This is a genomic window from Kribbella ginsengisoli, from assembly GCF_039537185.1.
Classification (GTDB): domain Bacteria; phylum Actinomycetota; class Actinomycetes; order Propionibacteriales; family Kribbellaceae; genus Kribbella; species Kribbella koreensis.
Genome location: NZ_BAABAA010000013.1, coordinates 226,294 through 243,243 on the forward strand (window position 1 = coordinate 226,294; position 16,950 = coordinate 243,243).

Genomic DNA, 16,950 nt, shown 5'->3' on the forward strand with positions numbered 1-16,950 from the left:
TCCCCGCTGGCCGGGCTGTTGTTCGTGGCGCCGATGCTGGTGCTGTTCGTGGTCTTCCGGTTCGTACCGGTGGTCGGCGCGTTCCTGCTGTCGCTGACCGACTACCGGCTCAACGGCCAGTGGTCTTTCATTGCCTTTGACAACTACTCGCGACTGTTCGGCGACCAGCTGTTCCGCGACAGCCTGCTGGTCACCCTCACGTACGCGCTGATCTTCGTGCCGTTGACCGTCCTGCTCTCCCTCGCTACCGCGCTGCTGCTGCACCAGGTGGTCTGGAGCCGCGGCTTCTTCCGGGGCGTCTTCTTCCTCCCGTACGTGACCAGCATCGTGCTCGCGGCCGTGCTCTGGAAATGGATCTACAACGTCGAGGACGGCCTGTTCAACGGCGTCCTCGGACTCGTCTCCCTCGGCCCGTACGACTTCCTCGGCAACTCCTCGTCGGTGCTGCCGTCCATCGCGGTCACCTCGGCCTGGAAGGGATTCGGCTACTCGATGCTGATCCTGCTGGCCGGGCTGCAGGCGGTGCCGCAGTCCTACCTGGAGGCGGCGACGATCGACGGCGCCGGCCGCTGGCAGCGGTTCCGGTACATCACGCTGCCGCAGTTGCGGCCGATCCTGTTCTTCGTGCTGGTGATCGAGACGATCGGCGCGTTCCAGGTCTTCGACGCGATGTACGTGATGACGGCCGGCGGCCCGGTCCGGTCGAGCTACTCGCTCGTGTACTTCCTGTACGACTCGGGCTTCAAGTTCTTCGACTTCGGCTACGCGAGCGCGATCGGGCTGGTGCTGTTCCTGATCGTGCTGGTCGTCTCGCTGGTCCAGCGTCGCTTCGTGGGGAGGGACGACTGATGCGTCCCGCCCGGCTAACTATGCCGACCCTGCTCGCGCTGACCGCGATCGTGACGATCGTGCCGTTCGCCGCGATGGTGCTGGTCGCCTTCGCGCCACCGAGCGGCCAGACCTTCCCGGGTGCGCTCGATCCGTCGCGCTGGACCTGGCAGAACTTCTCCGACGTACTGTCCAGCTCGGACATCCCACGCTGGACGATCAACTCGCTGGTCTACTCGCTCGTCTCGGTGCTCTTCATCCTGCTGTTCGCGGCGATGGCCGGCTACGCCTTTGCGAAGAAGCGCTTCCCAGGACGGGAGCTGATGTTCTGGGCCTTCCTGGCGACGCTGATGGTGCCGTTCCAGGCGACCCTGATCCCGTCGTACATCCTGGTCGCGAAGCTCGGCTGGGTGGACGGGTACTGGGGTCTGATCGTGCCGACGCTGGCCAACTCGCAGGCCGTCTTCCTGATGCGGCAGTTCATCAGCCAACTGCCGGACGAGTTGTTCGAAGCTGCCGAGCTCGACGGAGCGTCGGAGTGGCGGACGTTCACCATGATCGTGCTGCCGCTGGTCCGGCCGGCGCTGGCGACGCTCGGCATCTTCGTCTTCCTCTGGCACTGGAACGACTTCCTCTGGCCGTTGGTGATCGGTCAGTCGGCGCAGATGCAGACCTTGACGGTCGGGTTGGCCAGCCTGCAGACCGAGGCCGTCCCGATCAACCAGGTGATGGCCGGCGCGACCATCACCGTCGTCCCGAGCCTGCTCGTCTTCGGGCTGCTGCAGCGGTACCTGACCGACAGCATCGCCATGACGGGCCTCAAGAGTTAGAGGTTTCCGAAGGCCTCGATCGCCTTCAGCGCATCGGCTTGCGGCATGCCCGGCGGCTGGATCCGGAGGATGATGCCGTCGGCACCCAGCTCCTCGTAGTGCTGGATCCGTTCGGCGCACCCGGCCGGTGAGCCGATGATGCTGCGGGCAGCGATGTCGTCCCAGCCCTGGGTGTAACGCGACGCGTCGGCCGACGTGCGCTTCCAGCCGGTGTAGGCGTCGTACAGATCCCGCAGCGGCTCCTCCAGCGCCTGCCGTGCTTCCTGCGAGGTCTTCGCCGCGAATCCTTCCCGGCAAACGATCACTTCAGCGCCGAGCGTGCCTTCGCCTCTTTCGTACGACCTGTACTCGGCGATCTTGCCGGGCAGGTCGGCGTCCAGCTCGTTGAACGAGGTCGTCCAGCCGTCGCACATCCGGGCGGTGCGCTCGAGCATCGCGGAGACGCGCCCGCCGTTCCAGATCCGCGGGCGTGGGTTCTGCACCGGCTTCGGCGACAGGAACGCCTCGTGGATGCTGGTGAACTTGCCGTCGTACGTCACCTCGTCCTCGGTCCACAGCCGGGTGATGATCTCCAGGCACTCCTCGAACCGCGCCACCCGCTCGGCCTGCGTCACGCCGTACAGGGCGAACTCCTCCGGCCGGTAGCCGAGCACGAACCCCGCGGTCAGCCGCCCGCCCGACAGCACGTCGAGATGCGCGAGCGCCTCGGCCAGTACGACGGGCTGGTACAACGGCGCGACGATGCCGGCGGTCGCGATGCCGATCCTGTCGGTCTTCGCGGCCAGCCAGGTCGCGGAGGTGAGGATCTCGTGATAGCCAGGACGGTACAGGTGGCGTTCACCGAGGACGACCCATTCGAAGCCGGCCTGCTCGGCCAGGCGAGCCTGCTCGACGCCGTCCTCCAGGGAGGGTCGATCCGCCTCGTCGCCGTACAAGTTCAGATAGAGGCCCAGCCGCATGGATGCCGCCTTTCGTCATTGACATCAACCGTGTCAGATACTTACGGTCTTGACCGTAAGTGCTTTTCCTACAGAGCGCGACTCCAGGGGGCGGACTCATGAGTGTTGCATCGCAGCCCATCGGTCTGCCGGCCGCCGCGGCCACCGGTGGTATCGCGCGGATCCGGACCCGGGTGGTGCGCGCAGCGTATCGACGGCCGTTCCGGATCAGCAGCGGGGTCAGCAACGAGCTGGTCAGCTTGGTGGTGGAGGTCGAGACGACCGACGGCGTCGTCGGCGTCGGGGAGACGTCGCCGATGACCGCATATACCGGCGAGACGCTGGCAGGCGTCCGTACTGCGATCGAGGACCACCTTGCGCCTGCCCTGGTCGGCCACGACCCACTCGACCGGGCCGGTGCTCATCTGCTGATGGATTCCGCGCTGCGCGGCCAGCATGTGGCCAAGTCGGGGCTGGACATCGCTCTGCATGACTTGGCGGGTGTTCTGAGCGGGTGGCCGGTGCATGTCCTGCTGGGTGGCAACATCCGCTCTCGGGTGGAGACTGCTTGGGTCGTCGGGCTGGGCACGCTCGACGAGATGGCGGCGGAGGCTGCGGAGTACGCCGAGCGTGGGTTTCGGCATCTGAAGGTCAAGGGCGGCGAGGACCCTTCGCGGGACCTCGAACTGGTCCGGGCCGTCCTTGCTGCGCTTCCACCGGGCGCAGAGCTGTGCCTGGATGCCAATGAGGGGTACGACGCGGGTACTGCGCTGCCGGTGCTCTCCAAGATGGCTGACGCGGGTCTGGCGCTGGTGGAGCAGCCGCTACCGCGGTGGGATCTGGCCGGGCTGGTGCGGCTCAGGGAGCGGCTTGACCTGCGGCTGATGGTCGACGAGAGCATGCAGTCGCTGCAGGACGCTCTGGAGATCGTGCGGCGGGGCGCTGCGGACGTACTGAACATCAAGATCCTCAAGGTGGGTGGGCTGCATCGTGCGCTGCAGATCGCTCATCTGGCCGAGGCGGCCGGGGTGGCGGTCAAGGTGGGGTCTATGCCGGAGCTAGGAGTGGCGACGCTGGCCGCAGTACACCTGGCGGCGGCGGTGCCGGGTGCTACCGTCCCGGCTGACCTGGTCGGACCGCTGCTGGTCCGTGAGGAGCCATTGGCTCCCAAGACCTTCAGCGACGTCAACGGCTGGGTGGAAGTGCCTACCCGGCCAGGACTGGGGCATGACCTCTGATGCACGCACTGGTTGAGCAACTCCGCGGCACGCTGCTCCCTGCTGTCGTCACACCGATGAGCGCTGATGGTGTGGTCGCTTTTGACGCTCTGGCTGCCTATGCGTCTGCCATCGCGGCAGGGCCGATCGGTGGAGTGGCGGTGTGGGCGCATACCGGGCGGGGGCTCTACCTGAGTGAGGCGGATCGCGGGAAGGTCCTGGCGACCTGGCGGGCAGCTACTACGGCTCCTCTGGTCGCGGGGGTCGGCGTGCCTCGTAGTACCGGGGTTGTGGGGTTGCGGGAGGCGGAGGACGCCACGGTGGCGATGGCTGTAGCGGCCGCGGGCTTCGGGGCCGATGCGGTGATGGTCTATCCGCTTGCTGCGTATGCGGAGTTGGCTGATGGCTCGGCTGCGGCGGTGCGGTTGCATCAGCGGGTTGCTGCCGAGAGTGGGCTGCCACTGGTGGGCTTCTACCTGCATGGGGAGGCTGGTGGGTACCCGTACCCGCCTTCGCTGATCAAGGAGTTGCTGTCGCTGCCGGAGATGCTCGGGGTGAAGACGGCGACGCTCGACCGGGCCGTCGAGTGTCAGGACGCGATCTGGGCGGGGCGTAGTACGGGGAAGTTGCTGATCACCGGCGAGGACCGGATGTACGGGCCGTCGATGATGTGGGGCGCCGATACCGCTCTGGTGGGCATCGCTGCTGCGCAGGTGGAGCTCTCGGCCGCAGTACTGCGTGCGTGGACCACTGGGGACTCGTCAGGCTTCTTGCTTGCGTCGGAGCGGCTTGACCGGTTCGCCGCCGCCACCTTCTACGCTCCGATCGAGGGCTACGTCCAGCGCATGCTGTGGGCCGCGGTCTGGGAAGGGCTCATCCCGGAGGAAGCCGCGCACGACCCCTACGGCCCCGCGCTGCCGGCCGCGGACCGCGACCTCGTCATCCATTGTCTGCAAGGCCTTTGAACAGTCGCAGCGCATTCTCCGACAGCACCTTTCTCAACTCCGGCTCGGTGAAGCCCGCGTCCCGGATCACCCCGAGCGAAATACACGGATCGATCAACGTCGAGTCCGTCCCGAACAGAAACTGCTCCATCGGTACGCCGATGCTGCGGGCGTAGGCAATCCGGCCCGCGTCCGTCACCGTCCGGCAATGCTCGAGATAGATCCGCTCGCACTCGGCCGCGGCCCGCGCCGCCTCTCGCCAAGCATCGCCTCCCGCATGCCCCGCGATCACCTTGAGATTTGGCCTGGTGGCCAGCATCCCCGGCAGCAAGGCGACATCCGCTCCCCAGGTGTGCAGCAACAACGGCACCCCGACCTCATCCAGCATGTCGAACGCATCCGCCATCAACGGCGATCCGATCGCCACTCCTGGATAAGTCGTATGAATCTTCGCCCCCACGAACCGTCCCGTACTCAGGCAGTCCCTGAGATCCTGCGCACTTCGTTCCAGCCGATTCGCGTTCACCACCGCATACCCGTGAAGCCGCGGCTGCTGTTGAAGCACCTCGGCGAGCTTCGCATTCCCCGCCACCGCGTCGAACACGACCGCCTCGGCACCCGACACGATCTGCCGCTCGATCCCATACCGATCCATCAACTCGAGATTGAGCGCAACGTCCCCCACGTCCAGGTGGAACGGCCAGGGTCCCCAATGTCCATGCACATCGATGATCCGCATCAGCCCATCAGCCCCTGGATGTTGCCCCCAGCAATCAATGCCCGGTCCTCAGCACCGATCCGCGCATACCGCAACCGCAACGTCTGCGGCGAGACATCCATGAACGGCGTCCGCGACCCGAACACCAGATGCCGAGCACCCACACTGTCCACCACCCGCTCGATCCCATCCGGACTGGACAGCATCCGCGTGGTCGCCCTGAACCCGGGCTCCTGCTTCGCCATCAGCACGAAGTCGCCGAGCAGATAGACATGCAGATCCAGGAAGACCACATCCGCCCCACGCCCGGCAAGCACCGCCCCGAATTTCCGCGGATCCCCATCCTGCAAAATCACCATCCCCCGCGCGACCGCTTCCCCAACCACATGCCGGTACGCCGGAGTCTCCCCCTGCACCCCCTGCGCCCCGGTGAACAGCCGCAGAAACCGAACCCCGTTCCCCACCAGCCCATCCAGCTGCTCCGCCGCTCCCACCGCGTCCCGAAGGTCAACTGTCCCCACAGGAACCAGCCCCACCTCCGAGCCACCACGACGCCCAGTATCTTCACCCATCCAGCCACCTTGCCCAGCAGCCCCACCCGGCCGCCCTTCACCGGACGGCGAGGTCGCCGAAGGCGACGGGTTGGGGGGTTGGCGGGTGGCGGCCAGCGTCTCCGCGTTGCCTGCGCGGTCGGAGAAGAGGGCGCCTCGGGTGGAGAGGGTCAGGGCGTTTTGGATGTGGTGGTGGGACAGGTGGGCTTTGAGGCCGGCCAGGTCCATGTCCGTGGGGTGGCTGGGCCAGGGGCCGAAGAGGACGTCTACGTCGTACTGGATGTGTTCCTCGGGTGACCGGATGAGCCAGTCAGCCATGGGGGTGCACCTTCCGGATCGCGCGGGCGATGTCGTCCACGTCAGTCTCGGTATACGCCTCGTTCCACGGCAGGACAACCAGCGTCCGGTCGATCAGACGCTCGGCGTTCGGGCACAGCCCGGCTGGGTATTCCCTGCCTTCCAACGGATAGCGGGAGGCTCCGTAGATCGGTCCGGTGAAGACTGGGTTCGCGTAGAGGGTGCGGTCCAGGTAACCGGCTGAGGCAGGTACACCTTCGGCGGTCAGCGCCTCGGCCCACACATGGTTGTCACTGGCAACGACCAGCGGAAACAGCCAGAACGCGTGGCCCGCCAGCGAAGGCAACGCAACCCCAGCCAGCACTCCCTCGGCCGACACACCGGTGGGCCCGTGTCCGCTCAGACCAGCGGTCCCGCCGAGCGCCGCCACCAACTGCTCCGCCGACCGCCGTCGGCGCTTGACCACGTCGGCGACCTTCGCCAGTTGGGCTCGGGCTACGGCGGCGACCAGCTCGGTCATTCGGTAGTTGAGGCCGAGTACCAGGTGCACCCGCCCGCCCGAGCGGTCCCAGCCCTTGTCCATGAAGAGGCGCATCCGGGTCGCCAGGTCGGCGTTGGCGGTGACTGCCAGCCCGCCATCGCCGGCGGTGATGTGCTTGTACTGCTGCAGGCTGAAACAGGCGATGTCCCCGAAGGTCCCGAGCAACTCACCACCGGCGGTCGTCCCAAGCCACGCCTGGGCGCAGTCCTCGATCAGCACCAACCCATGCCGGTCAGCTACCGACCGCAGCCCCACCACGTCAGCAGCCCCACCGAACAGATGCACCACGATGATCGCGCGGGTCCGCGGCGTGATGGCCGCCTCGACTGCCGCCGGGTCCAGGTTCCCCGTCATCGGGTCCACGTCGGCGAACACCGGTACGCCGTTCTGCGCGAGGATCGGCGCGACCGTCCCGAAATCGGAGATCGGCGTCGTGATCACCTCGTCGCCCGGATCGAACCCCACGGCCGCGACGGCGAGGTGCAACGCCGCAGTACCGGAGCTGCAGGCGACCGCATCCCGCCCGTACAGCTCGCCCATCTCCGCTTCGAGGGCCCGCGTCTCGCCGCCGAATGTGCTGCACAACACAGCCGAGTCGAGCACCCTCAGCACCGCCGCGCGCTCCTGCGCGCCGATGGTCCGGCCGGCCGGTTCGAGCACTCCGGGCAGCGGCGTACGGCGTACTGGGTCACCGGTCATGTGCGCCTCTCCCAGTCCGCGATAATTTAGGCCCTGACCGAAAGGTAGGAGACGGCGTCAGATGGCGTCAAGTTTCCTCACATCGCGCAAGCAGTGCGCTATTGTGCCGATTTGAGGGCCGGACCTGAATCGAAATCGGCCTCCGGAGGAGCGCAGCGCAGTGATCAGCGTCGGGATCATCGGCCCGGAGGACCTGGTCCAGCGTGTCCTCGCAGTCGGTACTGCGAACCACCCGGCGACTCTCGTCCCGCTGCCCTACCGGCACGAGACCGAGGCCGTCCAGCTGGTCGAGCAGGTCCACGAGCGGGTCGACGCGATCCTCTTCACCGGCGTCGTGCCGTTCACGATCGCCACCGAGGCCGGTGTGATCGACCGGCCTGCGATGTACGTCTCGTACGACGGCGCCACCCTGCTGCGCGCGCTCGTCGAGCTGCTGCGGCTCGGCCACGACGTCACCCGGCTGTCGATCGACACCCTGCGCCGCAGTGAGGTGTTCGAGACGCTGATCGAGGCGAAGCTGCCGACGGACGACATCCAGGTACTTCCGTACCGGGCCGGCCTCACGTCCGGCGACATCGTGGCCTTCCACCGCAATGCTCGTGAGCAGCACGAGACCAAGATCGCGATCAGCTGCCTCGGCTCGGCCTTCCACCTGCTGGAGAACGAGATGCCGTCGGTGCGGCTCGCGCCGTCGCGGTACTCGATCCAATCGACCCTGCAGGCGCTCGTCCTCACCACTACCGGTCAGCACGTCGGGGACGCCCAGGTCGCCCTCGGCATCATCGAGCTGCCCGAGCCCGACGAGGCGCTCGCCCGTGACCTGATCACCCTGGGCGGCAGTCTCGCCGTACTACCCGACGGCCGGAACCTAGTAGTCACCACCCGCGGTCTCCTGGAGCAGGCAACCGAGCAATTCAGCCGCATGCCGCTACTGGACGCTCTAGCCGCCCGCCACGCCACCGCCCGAGTCGGCTTCGGAGTAGGCCGCACCGCCGCCGAAGCCGAGGCACTAGCCCGCCGAGCCGTCTCCCGCGCAGCCTCCATGGGACCGGTGGCCGGGGTCGTCTCCATGTCCGACGACGTAGAAATAGTCATCGAACCGTCCAGCGACCAGGACCAGCCACTCCCCGACCGCGCCCCCGAGTCCCTCCCCCTGTTAGCCCGCCGAGTCGGCCTGAACACCCAGACCCTCTCCCGCATGCGAGAGCTAGTCGCCACCCTCCCCGACGGCCTAACCACCCAAGACGTAGCCGAACACCTGGCAGTCCAACTCCGCACCGCCCGCCGAGTCCTCAAACGCCTGGAGCGAGCCGGCCTGGCCGACCCCATAGGCAGCCAACAACACGGCCGAACCGGCCGCCCCCCAACCGTCTACCTAATCCGCCTCTAGCCCCACCACCGCCCGCTCTAACCACCATCCGGCGACCTTGAACACCGTATTACTTGTCGACGCCCCCCATTTGGTGTTCAAAGTCGCCACTTGCACTCCAAGCCCACCACTAGTGGGCTTGAACACCAACCGGTGGGGTTGAACACCGTATTACTTGTTCACGCCCACCATTTGGTGTTCAAAGTCGCTGCTTGCTGTTCAAGCCCACCACTAGCGGGCTTGAACACCAACCGGTGGGGTTGAACACCGTATTGCTTGTTCACGCCCGCCGGATGGTGTTCAAGGTCGCCGTTTGGTGTCTTCGGATGCGTGGAGGCGCTTGGCCGGGTGGCGGGTTACCGGGCGGTGTGCCAGGGGGTGGTTGCCAAGGGGGTGGTTGCCGGGGGGTGAGGTCAGGGGGTGATGACTGTTACGCCGGGTGGGGTGCCGTTGGTTAGGGCGGCCAGGGCTGTTGGGGTTTCGTCGAGGGTGATTGTGCGGGTGATCAGCTTGTCGGGGGCGAGGTTGCCGGAGGCGACGAGGGCGAGCATCTCGGGGTAGGCGTGGGCGGGCATCCCGTGGCTGCCCAGCCATTCAAGCTCTTGACCGATGAGCCGACCCACATCCAGCTGTACGCCTCCCGGCAACAACCCGACCTGTATGTGCCGCCCTCGCGGCCGCAAGGCGGTCAGCGCTGATTGGACGATGGCAGCGGAGCCTAGGGCGTCCATCGTCACCTGCGCCCCACCGTCGGTCAGCTCCAGCAACTCGGGCACGACATTGGACGATGACAGCACCACCTCAGCGGCGCCGTACGAGCGGGCCAACTCCAGAGCCGCAGGGTTGGTGTCGACAGCTATGACCCTGGCACCCAAGGCAGAGGCGATCATCACCGCGGACAGGCCGACCCCGCCGCAGCCGAAGATCACCACGTCCTCGCCGGCAGCAACCCGGCCGACCTGCCGCACAGCGCGGAAAGAGGTGGCGAAGCGGCAGCCGAGGCCAGCCGCGGTGCCGAAGTCCAATGCATCCGGGAGCCGCACCAAGTTGACCGCAGCGAACGGCAGGGCGACGTACTCGGCGAAGGAGCCCCAGTAGTGGAAGCCGGGCTGCAGTTGACGAAGGCAGACCTGTTGGTTGCCTGCCAGGCACTGCTCGCACGTACCGCAGGCGCAGATGAACGGTGACGTCACCCGATCCCCTACGGCCCACCCGGAAACACCGGCGCCAACAGCAGCAATCGTCCCCGCCAGTTCGTGACCCGGTACGTGCGGCAGCACGATGTCCGGGTCGTGGCCCTGCCACCCATGCCAGTCACTCCGGCACAGCCCCGTCGCCTCCACCTTCAGCACCACTCCACCCGGCTCAACCTCAGGGGCAGCGACTTCCTCGACCACGGGCAGTACGCCGTACCGGCGGATCACAACAGCGCGCATGCAGCGCATCCTATCCACCCGGTTTGCATGATCATGCAGACCAATGCATACTTATTCTCATGTCCAAGGTCATCACGTCTCTGCCCGTCGGCGAACGGGTCGGCATCGCCTTCTCCGGAGGGCTCGACACCTCGGTCGCGGTCGCGTGGATGCGCGACAAGGGCGCGGTCCCCTGCACGTACACCGCCGACATCGGGCAGTACGACGAGCCCGACATCGACTCCGTCCCCGGCCGCGCCGGCGAGTACGGCGCCGAGATCGCCCGGCTGGTCGACTGCCGCGCGGCGCTCGTCGAGGAGGGGCTGGCCGCGCTGACCTGCGGAGCGTTCCACATCCGCACCGGCGGCCGGGCGTACTTCAACACCACCCCGCTGGGCCGGGCCGTGACCGGCACGCTGCTGGTCCGGGCGATGCTCGAGGACGACGTCCAGATCTGGGGCGACGGCTCGACGTACAAGGGCAACGACATCGAGCGGTTCTACCGGTACGGTCTGCTGACCAACCCGAAGCTGCGGATCTACAAGCCGTGGCTGGACGCCGCCTTCGTCACCGAGCTCGGTGGCCGCAAGGAGATGAGCGAGTGGCTGGTCGCCCACGACCTGCCGTACCGGGACAGTACCGAGAAGGCGTACTCGACCGACGCGAACATCTGGGGCGCGACCCACGAGGCGAAGACGCTCGAGCACCTGGACACCGGGATCGAGACGGTCGAGCCGATCATGGGCGTCAAGTTCTGGGACCCCGAGGTGGAGATCGCCACCGAGGACGTCTCGATCGGCTTCGTCCAGGGCCGGCCGGTGACGATCAACGGCAAGGAGTTCGGCTCGGCCGTCGACCTGGTGCTGGAGGCCAACGCGATCGGCGGCCGGCACGGGCTCGGGATGTCCGACCAGATCGAGAACCGGATCATCGAGGCCAAGAGCCGGGGCATCTACGAGGCGCCGGGCATGGCGCTGCTGCACGCGGCGTACGAGCGGCTGGTGAACGCGATCCACAACGAGGACACCGTCGCGTCGTACCACAACGAGGGCCGCAAGCTCGGCCGGCTGATGTACGAGGGCCGCTGGCTCGACCCGCAGGCGCTGATGATCCGGGAGTCACTGCAGCGCTGGGTCGGCTCGGCGATCACCGGTGAGGTCACGCTGCGGCTGCGGCGGGGCGAGGACTACTCGATCATCGACACCACCGGCCCGGCGTTCAGCTACCACCCGGACAAGCTGTCGATGGAGCGGACCGAGGACTCGGCGTTCGGCCCGGTCGACCGGATCGGCCAGCTGACCATGCGGAACCTGGACATCGCCGACTCCCGCGCCAAGCTCGAGCAGTACGCCGGCCTGGGCCTGATCGGTACCGCCCACGCCCAGCTCCTGGGCGCCGAGACCAACCAGCTCGGCGAGACCACCCTGATCGGCGAGCTGACCGCCGGCGGCGCGGACGCCATCGCCTCCCGCGGCGAGACCAACCCGGCCGACGAACTGCTGGACAGCGCCGCGATGGAGTCCGGCACCGACTGACGAAGTACGAGCAAACCAGGAGCCCCCAGCCCGACTACCGGCTGGGGGCTCTCACATCTGCGGGGTCAACCCCCGAGGTGGTGGGTTGCCTGCGCAGATTCTCGCTAGGCAACCCACCAACTGAGGGGTTAACCCCTCAGATGGTGGGGCGGGGTCAGCCGCCGGCGACGGCGGGGATGATCGAGACCTGGCCGCCGTCCTTGATGGCCGTCTGGAGGCCCTCGGAGAAGCGGACGTCGTCGTTGTCGACGTAGATGTTGACGAACCGGCGCAGCTCACCGGACTCGTCGAGCACCCGGCCCTTGATCCCCGGGTACGACGTGTCGAGCGACTCCAGCACCTCGCTCAGCGTCGCCCCCTCGACGGAGACCTCGGAGGCGCCCTGGGTGTAGGGGCGCAGGATGGTCGGGACTCGGACGCTCACACTCACTGCAGACCAGCCTTCACGAAGGCGTCGTACGACGCGGGGATGGTGACCTTCGGGCCGACCCGGTCGGCCACGGCGTCGAGCGTCTTGAGCCCGTCGCCGGAGTTGATGATGACGGTCTCGGCGTCGGGGTCGAGCTGCCCCGTCTCGATCAGCTTCTTCAGCGTCGCGACGGTCACCCCGCCCGCGGTCTCGGTGAAGATGCCCTCGGTCCGGGCGAGCAGCTGGATGCCTTCGATGACCTCTTCGTCGCTGACGTCCTCGATCACCCCGCCGGTACGCCGGGCCACGTCGAGCACGTACGGTCCGTCGGCCGGGTTGCCGATCGCCAGCGACTTCGCGATCGTGTCCGGCTTGACCGGCTTCACCACGTCATGACCGTCGCGGAACGCCTGCGCGACGGGCGAGCACCCGGTCGCCTGGGCGCCGTAGATCTTGTAGTCGGTCGCGTCGACCAGGCCCAGCTTGCCGAGCTCGGTGAAGCCCTTGTCGATCTTGGTCAGCTGCGAACCGGACGCGACCGGGATCACCACCTGCTGCGGGATCCGCCAGCCGAGCTGCTCGGCGATCTCGAAGGCCAGCGTCTTGGAGCCCTCGGAGTAGTACGGGCGGACGTTGACGTTCACGAACGCCCAGCCCTCTTCCTCACCGGCGATCTCGGAGGCGAGCTTGTTCACGTCGTCGTAGTTGCCCTCGACGGCCACCAGCGTGCCGCCGTACACGGCCGTGGTGATGATCTTGGGGCGCTCGAGGTCCTGCGGGATGAACACGACCGAGCGGATGCCGGCCCGGGCGGCGGCCGCCGCGACGGCGTTGGCCAGGTTGCCGGTGGAGGGGCAGGCGAAGACCTTCATGCCCAGCTCACGCGTGGCGCTCAGGGCGGAGGCCACGACCCGGTCCTTGAACGAGTGCGTCGGGTTGCCCGAGTCGTCCTTCACCCAGAGCTTGCGCAGACCGAGCTCGCGGGCGAGGTTGCCGGCGTCGATCAGCCGGGTGTAGCCGGGCTCGGTGTTCGGGAAGCTGGCCACGTCGACCGGGACGGGCAGCAGCGGCTGGTACCGCCAGATGTTCTTGGGTCCGGCTTCGATCTGCTCACGCGTGATGGTCGGGAACTCGTACCCGACCTCCAGCGGACCGAAGCACTCCATACAGGCGTAGAACGGGCCGAGTTCGGATTTGGCGCCGCACGCGCGACAGCTCAGATGGGTTCCGTTGCCGAAGGCACCTTCACGGATGGTGTGGGTGGTGGCGGCGGTACTCAGGCTCATGACGGAGTTTTCCCTCCTCATCTTCCCTGCGCCGGATCTCGGTACAGGACGGATTTGGCACCGTTCCGCCGCCGGCGCCTCGGATCGAGTGCGCAGAACGGGGAGGGTTGCCGGGACTTCAACGGGCCGTTTCCCTCAGTCCCTCTGGATGAGCACTGCCGAGATTACCCAATCGGGTCCATATTGTGTCTTCCGTTCCCACCATGCGAGACAGCCGATCTCATCCCTATATTTGACCACTTCTTGACCAGTGTGGCATCGTGGCATGCCCGACCACACCCCAGGAGGTGTCATGAGACGAGCCCGCCCCACGGCCGCGTTGATCGCTGCCGTCGTCGCCTCGGCAACACTGACCAGCGCGTCCGCCGCGGCCCAGCAGAAGCCCGAGTACGTCCGTGCGCTGGCGATCAGCTGGCAGGACGAGTTCAACCAAGCAGCCGGTACGAAGCCGAGCGCCGCGCGCTGGAACTTCGAGCTCGGCGGCGAGCCCAACTGGGGCAACGAGGAGTGGCAGTACTACACGAACCGCCGCGAGAACGCGTCCACCGACGGCGCCGGCAACCTCGTCATCAGCGCCCGCCGGGAGCGGCTGGCCGGGATGGAGAACTGCCAGTTCGGGCCGTGTGACATCACCTCCGCGCGGATCACCACCAAGGACAAGTTCGCCCAGGCGTACGGGCGGTTCGAGGCCCGGATCAAGACGCCGGCCGGGCAGGGCCTGTGGCCGGCGTTCTGGATGATGGGCAGCGACATCGACGAGGTCGACTGGCCGGGCAACGGCGAGATCGACATCATGGAGATCATCGGCAAGGAGCCCGGCACGCTCTACGGCACCGTGCACGGACCGGGGTACCACTCGGAGAACGGTCCAGGCGGCCAGACCTCGTTGCCTGCTGGGCAGAAGTGGTCCGACGCGTTCCACGTCTACAGCGTCGACTGGTCACCTGGTGAGGTCATCTGGAAGGTCGACGGACGGCAGTACCTGCGGATCACCCCCGCCAACCTCCCGCCCGGCAAGAAGTGGGTCTTCGACCACGAGTTCTACCTACTGCTCAACCTGGCCGTCGGTGGGGTATGGCCAGGCCCGCCGGACTCCACGACACCGTTCCCGGCCAAGATGCTGGTCGACTACGTGCGCGTCTACAGCTAGCGTTCTGGGTCTTGTGACAGCTAGCTTGCGGAAGCGCGATCGCGCTCGTGAATACCTGATCGGCCTGATCGAAGCGCGGGCCGTTGGTCAGGCGATCCCGTCGGAGCGTCAGTTGTCCACTGAGCTCGGGATCTCGCGGCCGACTCTTCGGGCGGTCGTCGACGACCTGATCCGGGATGGCTGGCTGGTTCGCGAACACGGGCGTGGCATGTTCGTCGGCAGTCCCAAGATCGTGCAGGAGATCGTGGGCGGCCCCACCTCGCGTGGGGCCGCCTATCCGTTGGCTCCGGGGACCTGGACGAGTCGGGTGCTCGACCATGCGGTCATCCCGGCCGGCATGACACTCGGCAGCCGGCTGCGGGTTACGTCCGGTACGCCGGTACTACGTATCTCCCGCCAGCGGTTCGTGGATGGCGAGGCGATCTCGGTGGAGACGATTCATGTGCTCGACTCCCTGGTCCCGGGGATCGACCTCGGCGCGCTGGAGAGTGGGTCGTTTTATGGGTTGCTGCGGGACCGGTACGGCGTAGTACCGACTGATGCCGAGCAGGTGCATGAGGCTGCGGCGGCTTCCGCTGCTGAGGCGGCGCTGCTCGGGGTGGCCGAGGGGGCGCCGGTGCTGGTGCTCGAGCGGGTGGCGCGGGATCAGCATGGGCGGGTTTTTGAGTTCACCCGGGCTGTGTATCGCAGTGATCGGTACCGGGTGACTACCCAGCTGTCGCTCAGCCCAGGCTCAGGCGGCTCAGGCTCAGGTGGCTCGGTCGCGGCGGAGGTCGAGCATGCGCATGAGTGGGGTGGCGGCGACACCGTGGACCACGACGCTTAGTACGACGGTGAAGCCGACAGTGGCCCAGAGCCACGGTAGGTCGGTGCTGAAGTCCTTGCCGGCATAGGCCAGGTAGAACACCGACCCGACGCCTCGTACGCCGAACGCTGCCGCGACCCAGCGTTCGGACCGGCGCATCGGCGTACGGGCCAGGGACAGCCAGGCGGTGAGCGGCCGTAGTACCAGCACGAGGAGCAGGCCGATCGCTGCGCCGGCCCAGGTCAGTGGCTTGAGCAGGCCGCCGGTGATCGCTACGCCGAGCAACAGGAGGATCCCCCAGGTGAGGATGTGTTCCAGCTGCTCGATGAACCCGTGCAGGTCCTCATGGAAGTCGTGGCTGCGCTCGGAAGCCCTGAGCGTCAGGGCGGCGATGAAGACGGCGATGAATCCGTAGCCGTGCAGTACCTGGGCGAGCCCGTAGACGCCGAGCGTCATCGCCAACGCCAGCACTGGTTCGCGCGAATCGGCCAGCCGGAACGTGCGCGACGGCGCCTCGAACGCCATCTTCCCGAGCAGCCAACCAGCCCCCGCCCCGACCGCCACACCGATCAAGGTCTTGCCGATCAGATCCCAGGCGAACCATTCCAGCGCCCAGCCCCCGACCGCTCCCTTCGTCGCCGCGAACACCGCGGCGTAGATGAACGGAAACGCCAGCCCATCATTGAGCCCAGCCTCCGAGGTAAGCGCAAACCGCACCTCGTCATCCTCCTCAGGCTCAGCCCCCTCCCCGGTCGAAGGCCCCTGCACCTGTACGTCCGACGCGAGCACCGGATCGGTAGGAGCCAGCACCGCCCCCAACAGCAAAGCCGTAGCCGGCGCCAACCCAACCAGCCACCCCACGCCGGCCACTGCGGCGATACAAGCCGGCATAGCAACCAGCAACAACCGCCAAGTCACCGCCCACCGCTTCCACCCAATCGGCCGATCAATAGCCAGCCCCACCCCCATCAAGGCGACCAGAATCGTCAACTCAGCCAGATGCTCAGTAACCCCCGACTCCCTGACCGGGTTGACCCGCCCCCGCTCAACAAACACCCCAAGAAGCAGCCCAGCCCCCACAAACGCAATCGGCGCCGAGATGGCATACCGCCGTAAGAGCCGCGGCAACACAGCCCCCACCAACAACGCCACACCTGCCACCAGGTACAGCCCATCCCCATCAATCTCCATATTGCGCACCCAGTGCCCAACCCAACCACTACGGAACCGCACCGCGCAGGCCAAGAGCCCAGCGCGGTCGTGCCGCGCAGCACGGGGCGGGGCACAGCGCGCAGGACCCAGGGCGAGGCGGCGCGGGTGGGGCGCGCCACCAGTCCAGAGGTGCCGAGGTGGCGCCCAGCGCCACGAGGCCGGGGGCGCGGAGCGGCGCAGGCGCAGGGCGCAGGGCTCAGGCGCAG

General features: G+C 67.3%; 16 protein-coding genes and 1 riboswitch. Of the genes, 8 read left to right on the top strand and 8 right to left on the bottom strand.

The window, feature by feature from the left end; translation table 11 throughout:
* The first annotated feature begins 33 nt into the window (after positions 1-33).
* Positions 34-849 carry a carbohydrate ABC transporter permease gene (locus tag ABD768_RS34220; protein WP_343970959.1) on the top strand — a complete coding sequence of 272 codons (816 nt, stop codon included), beginning with the start codon at positions 34-36 and terminating at the stop codon, positions 847-849.
* Positions 849-1,658: a carbohydrate ABC transporter permease gene (locus ABD768_RS34225; RefSeq protein WP_343969189.1), complete on the top strand. Its 810-nt coding sequence runs from the start codon at positions 849-851 to the stop codon at positions 1,656-1,658. Before ABD768_RS34220 ends, ABD768_RS34225 begins: the two co-directional genes overlap by 1 nt.
* On the opposite strand, the gene ABD768_RS34230 is transcribed toward ABD768_RS34225, so the two are convergent.
* Positions 1,655-2,617 (bottom strand): LLM class flavin-dependent oxidoreductase, encoded by a 963-nt coding sequence (locus tag ABD768_RS34230; protein ID WP_343969191.1) that lies wholly within the window; start codon positions 2,615-2,617, stop codon positions 1,655-1,657. The two genes, ABD768_RS34225 and ABD768_RS34230, sit on opposite strands and share 4 nt — an antisense overlap.
* Positions 2,618-2,715: 98 nt before the next feature.
* On the opposite strand from ABD768_RS34230, the gene ABD768_RS34235 reads away from it, so the two are divergent.
* The gene (locus tag ABD768_RS34235; RefSeq protein ID WP_343969193.1) at positions 2,716-3,834 is read left to right on the top strand and encodes a mandelate racemase/muconate lactonizing enzyme family protein; all 1,119 of its coding nucleotides are present in this window, start codon (positions 2,716-2,718) and stop codon (positions 3,832-3,834) included.
* On the top strand, positions 3,834-4,778 hold the full coding sequence (locus tag ABD768_RS34240) for a dihydrodipicolinate synthase family protein (protein ID WP_344847739.1): 945 nt from the start codon (positions 3,834-3,836) through the stop codon (positions 4,776-4,778). The genes ABD768_RS34235 and ABD768_RS34240 overlap by 1 nt, the downstream gene beginning before the upstream one ends.
* Here ABD768_RS34240 and ABD768_RS34245 read toward each other — a convergent pair.
* The 3 genes from ABD768_RS34245 to ABD768_RS34255 are packed head-to-tail and all read right to left on the bottom strand — an operon-like array spanning position 4,753 to position 7,563.
* Positions 4,753-5,496: an amidohydrolase family protein gene (locus ABD768_RS34245; RefSeq protein WP_343969198.1), complete on the bottom strand. Its 744-nt coding sequence runs from the start codon at positions 5,494-5,496 to the stop codon at positions 4,753-4,755. The two genes, ABD768_RS34240 and ABD768_RS34245, sit on opposite strands and share 26 nt — an antisense overlap.
* Positions 5,496-6,344 carry an amidohydrolase family protein gene (locus tag ABD768_RS34250; protein ID WP_344847741.1) on the bottom strand — a complete coding sequence of 283 codons (849 nt, stop codon included), beginning with the start codon at positions 6,342-6,344 and terminating at the stop codon, positions 5,496-5,498. The genes ABD768_RS34245 and ABD768_RS34250 overlap by 1 nt, the downstream gene beginning before the upstream one ends.
* Complete coding sequence (locus ABD768_RS34255; RefSeq protein ID WP_344847743.1) at positions 6,337-7,563, bottom strand: DegT/DnrJ/EryC1/StrS family aminotransferase; 1,227 nt, start codon at positions 7,561-7,563, stop codon at positions 6,337-6,339. Before ABD768_RS34255 ends, ABD768_RS34250 begins: the two co-directional genes overlap by 8 nt.
* 160 nt (positions 7,564-7,723) lie before the next feature.
* Here ABD768_RS34255 and ABD768_RS34260 point away from each other — a divergent pair, with 160 nt between their 5' ends.
* A complete protein-coding gene (locus tag ABD768_RS34260; RefSeq protein ID WP_343969208.1) occupies positions 7,724-8,953 on the top strand; it encodes a helix-turn-helix domain-containing protein in 1,230 nt (409 codons plus the stop codon).
* 392 nt (positions 8,954-9,345) lie between these two features.
* Here ABD768_RS34260 and ABD768_RS34265 read toward each other — a convergent pair whose 3' ends face one another.
* Positions 9,346-10,368 carry a zinc-dependent alcohol dehydrogenase family protein gene (locus ABD768_RS34265; protein ID WP_344847746.1) on the bottom strand — a complete coding sequence of 341 codons (1,023 nt, stop codon included), beginning with the start codon at positions 10,366-10,368 and terminating at the stop codon, positions 9,346-9,348.
* A gap of 59 nt (positions 10,369-10,427) precedes the next feature.
* Here ABD768_RS34265 and argG point away from each other — a divergent pair, with 59 nt between their 5' ends.
* A complete protein-coding gene (gene argG, locus ABD768_RS34270; protein WP_343969214.1) occupies positions 10,428-11,882 on the top strand; it encodes an argininosuccinate synthase in 1,455 nt (484 codons plus the stop codon).
* Between the two features lie 154 nt (positions 11,883-12,036).
* Here the strand turns inward: argG and ABD768_RS34275 are convergent, their stop codons facing one another.
* Both ABD768_RS34275 and thrC read right to left on the bottom strand, forming a co-directional pair.
* Positions 12,037-12,312 (bottom strand): ubiquitin-like small modifier protein 1, encoded by a 276-nt coding sequence (locus tag ABD768_RS34275; protein WP_343969217.1) that lies wholly within the window; start codon positions 12,310-12,312, stop codon positions 12,037-12,039.
* Positions 12,309-13,577, bottom strand: a complete 1,269-nt coding sequence (gene thrC / locus ABD768_RS34280) for a threonine synthase (protein WP_343969220.1) — start codon at positions 13,575-13,577, stop codon at positions 12,309-12,311. Before thrC ends, ABD768_RS34275 begins: the two co-directional genes overlap by 4 nt.
* Before the next feature lie 14 nt (positions 13,578-13,591).
* Positions 13,592-13,732: riboswitch (SAM riboswitch) on the bottom strand.
* Between the two features lie 137 nt (positions 13,733-13,869).
* Between thrC and ABD768_RS34285 the strand changes: the two genes are divergently transcribed.
* Complete coding sequence (locus ABD768_RS34285; protein WP_344847749.1) at positions 13,870-14,727, top strand: glycoside hydrolase family 16 protein; 858 nt, start codon at positions 13,870-13,872, stop codon at positions 14,725-14,727.
* A 13-nt stretch (positions 14,728-14,740) separates the two neighbouring features.
* A complete protein-coding gene (locus tag ABD768_RS34290; protein WP_344847751.1) occupies positions 14,741-15,553 on the top strand; it encodes a GntR family transcriptional regulator in 813 nt (270 codons plus the stop codon).
* On the opposite strand, the gene ABD768_RS34295 is transcribed toward ABD768_RS34290, so the two are convergent.
* Entirely contained in the window at positions 15,476-16,723 is a 1,248-nt protein-coding gene (locus ABD768_RS34295) for a cation:proton antiporter (RefSeq protein ID WP_344847753.1), read from the bottom strand. The genes ABD768_RS34290 and ABD768_RS34295 overlap by 78 nt on opposite strands.
* Positions 16,724-16,950 lie beyond the last annotated feature (227 nt).

What these genes read in the sequence shown, in the direction of transcription:
- ABD768_RS34220 (WP_343970959.1), top strand. Translation starts at nt 34, where the DNA reads ATGCTGGTGCTGTTCGTGGTCTTCCGGTTCGTACCGGTGGTCGGCGCG.
- ABD768_RS34225 (WP_343969189.1), top strand. Translation starts at nt 849, where the DNA reads ATGCGTCCCGCCCGGCTAACTATGCCGACCCTGCTCGCGCTGACCGCG.
- ABD768_RS34240 (WP_344847739.1), top strand. Translation starts at nt 3,834, where the DNA reads ATGCACGCACTGGTTGAGCAACTCCGCGGCACGCTGCTCCCTGCTGTC.
- ABD768_RS34255 (WP_344847743.1), bottom strand. Translation starts at nt 7,563, where the DNA reads ATGACCGGTGACCCAGTACGCCGTACGCCGCTGCCCGGAGTGCTCGAA.
- ABD768_RS34285 (WP_344847749.1), top strand. Translation starts at nt 13,870, where the DNA reads ATGAGACGAGCCCGCCCCACGGCCGCGTTGATCGCTGCCGTCGTCGCC.
- ABD768_RS34235 (WP_343969193.1), top strand. Translation starts at nt 2,716, where the DNA reads ATGAGTGTTGCATCGCAGCCCATCGGTCTGCCGGCCGCCGCGGCCACC.
- ABD768_RS34245 (WP_343969198.1), bottom strand. Translation starts at nt 5,496, where the DNA reads ATGCGGATCATCGATGTGCATGGACATTGGGGACCCTGGCCGTTCCAC.
- thrC (WP_343969220.1), bottom strand. Translation starts at nt 13,577, where the DNA reads ATGAGCCTGAGTACCGCCGCCACCACCCACACCATCCGTGAAGGTGCC.
- ABD768_RS34230 (WP_343969191.1), bottom strand. Translation starts at nt 2,617, where the DNA reads ATGCGGCTGGGCCTCTATCTGAACTTGTACGGCGACGAGGCGGATCGA.
- ABD768_RS34250 (WP_344847741.1), bottom strand. Translation starts at nt 6,344, where the DNA reads ATGGCTGACTGGCTCATCCGGTCACCCGAGGAACACATCCAGTACGAC.
- ABD768_RS34295 (WP_344847753.1), bottom strand. Translation starts at nt 16,723, where the DNA reads ATGGAGATTGATGGGGATGGGCTGTACCTGGTGGCAGGTGTGGCGTTG.
- ABD768_RS34265 (WP_344847746.1), bottom strand. Translation starts at nt 10,368, where the DNA reads ATGCGCGCTGTTGTGATCCGCCGGTACGGCGTACTGCCCGTGGTCGAG.
- argG (WP_343969214.1), top strand. Translation starts at nt 10,428, where the DNA reads ATGTCCAAGGTCATCACGTCTCTGCCCGTCGGCGAACGGGTCGGCATC.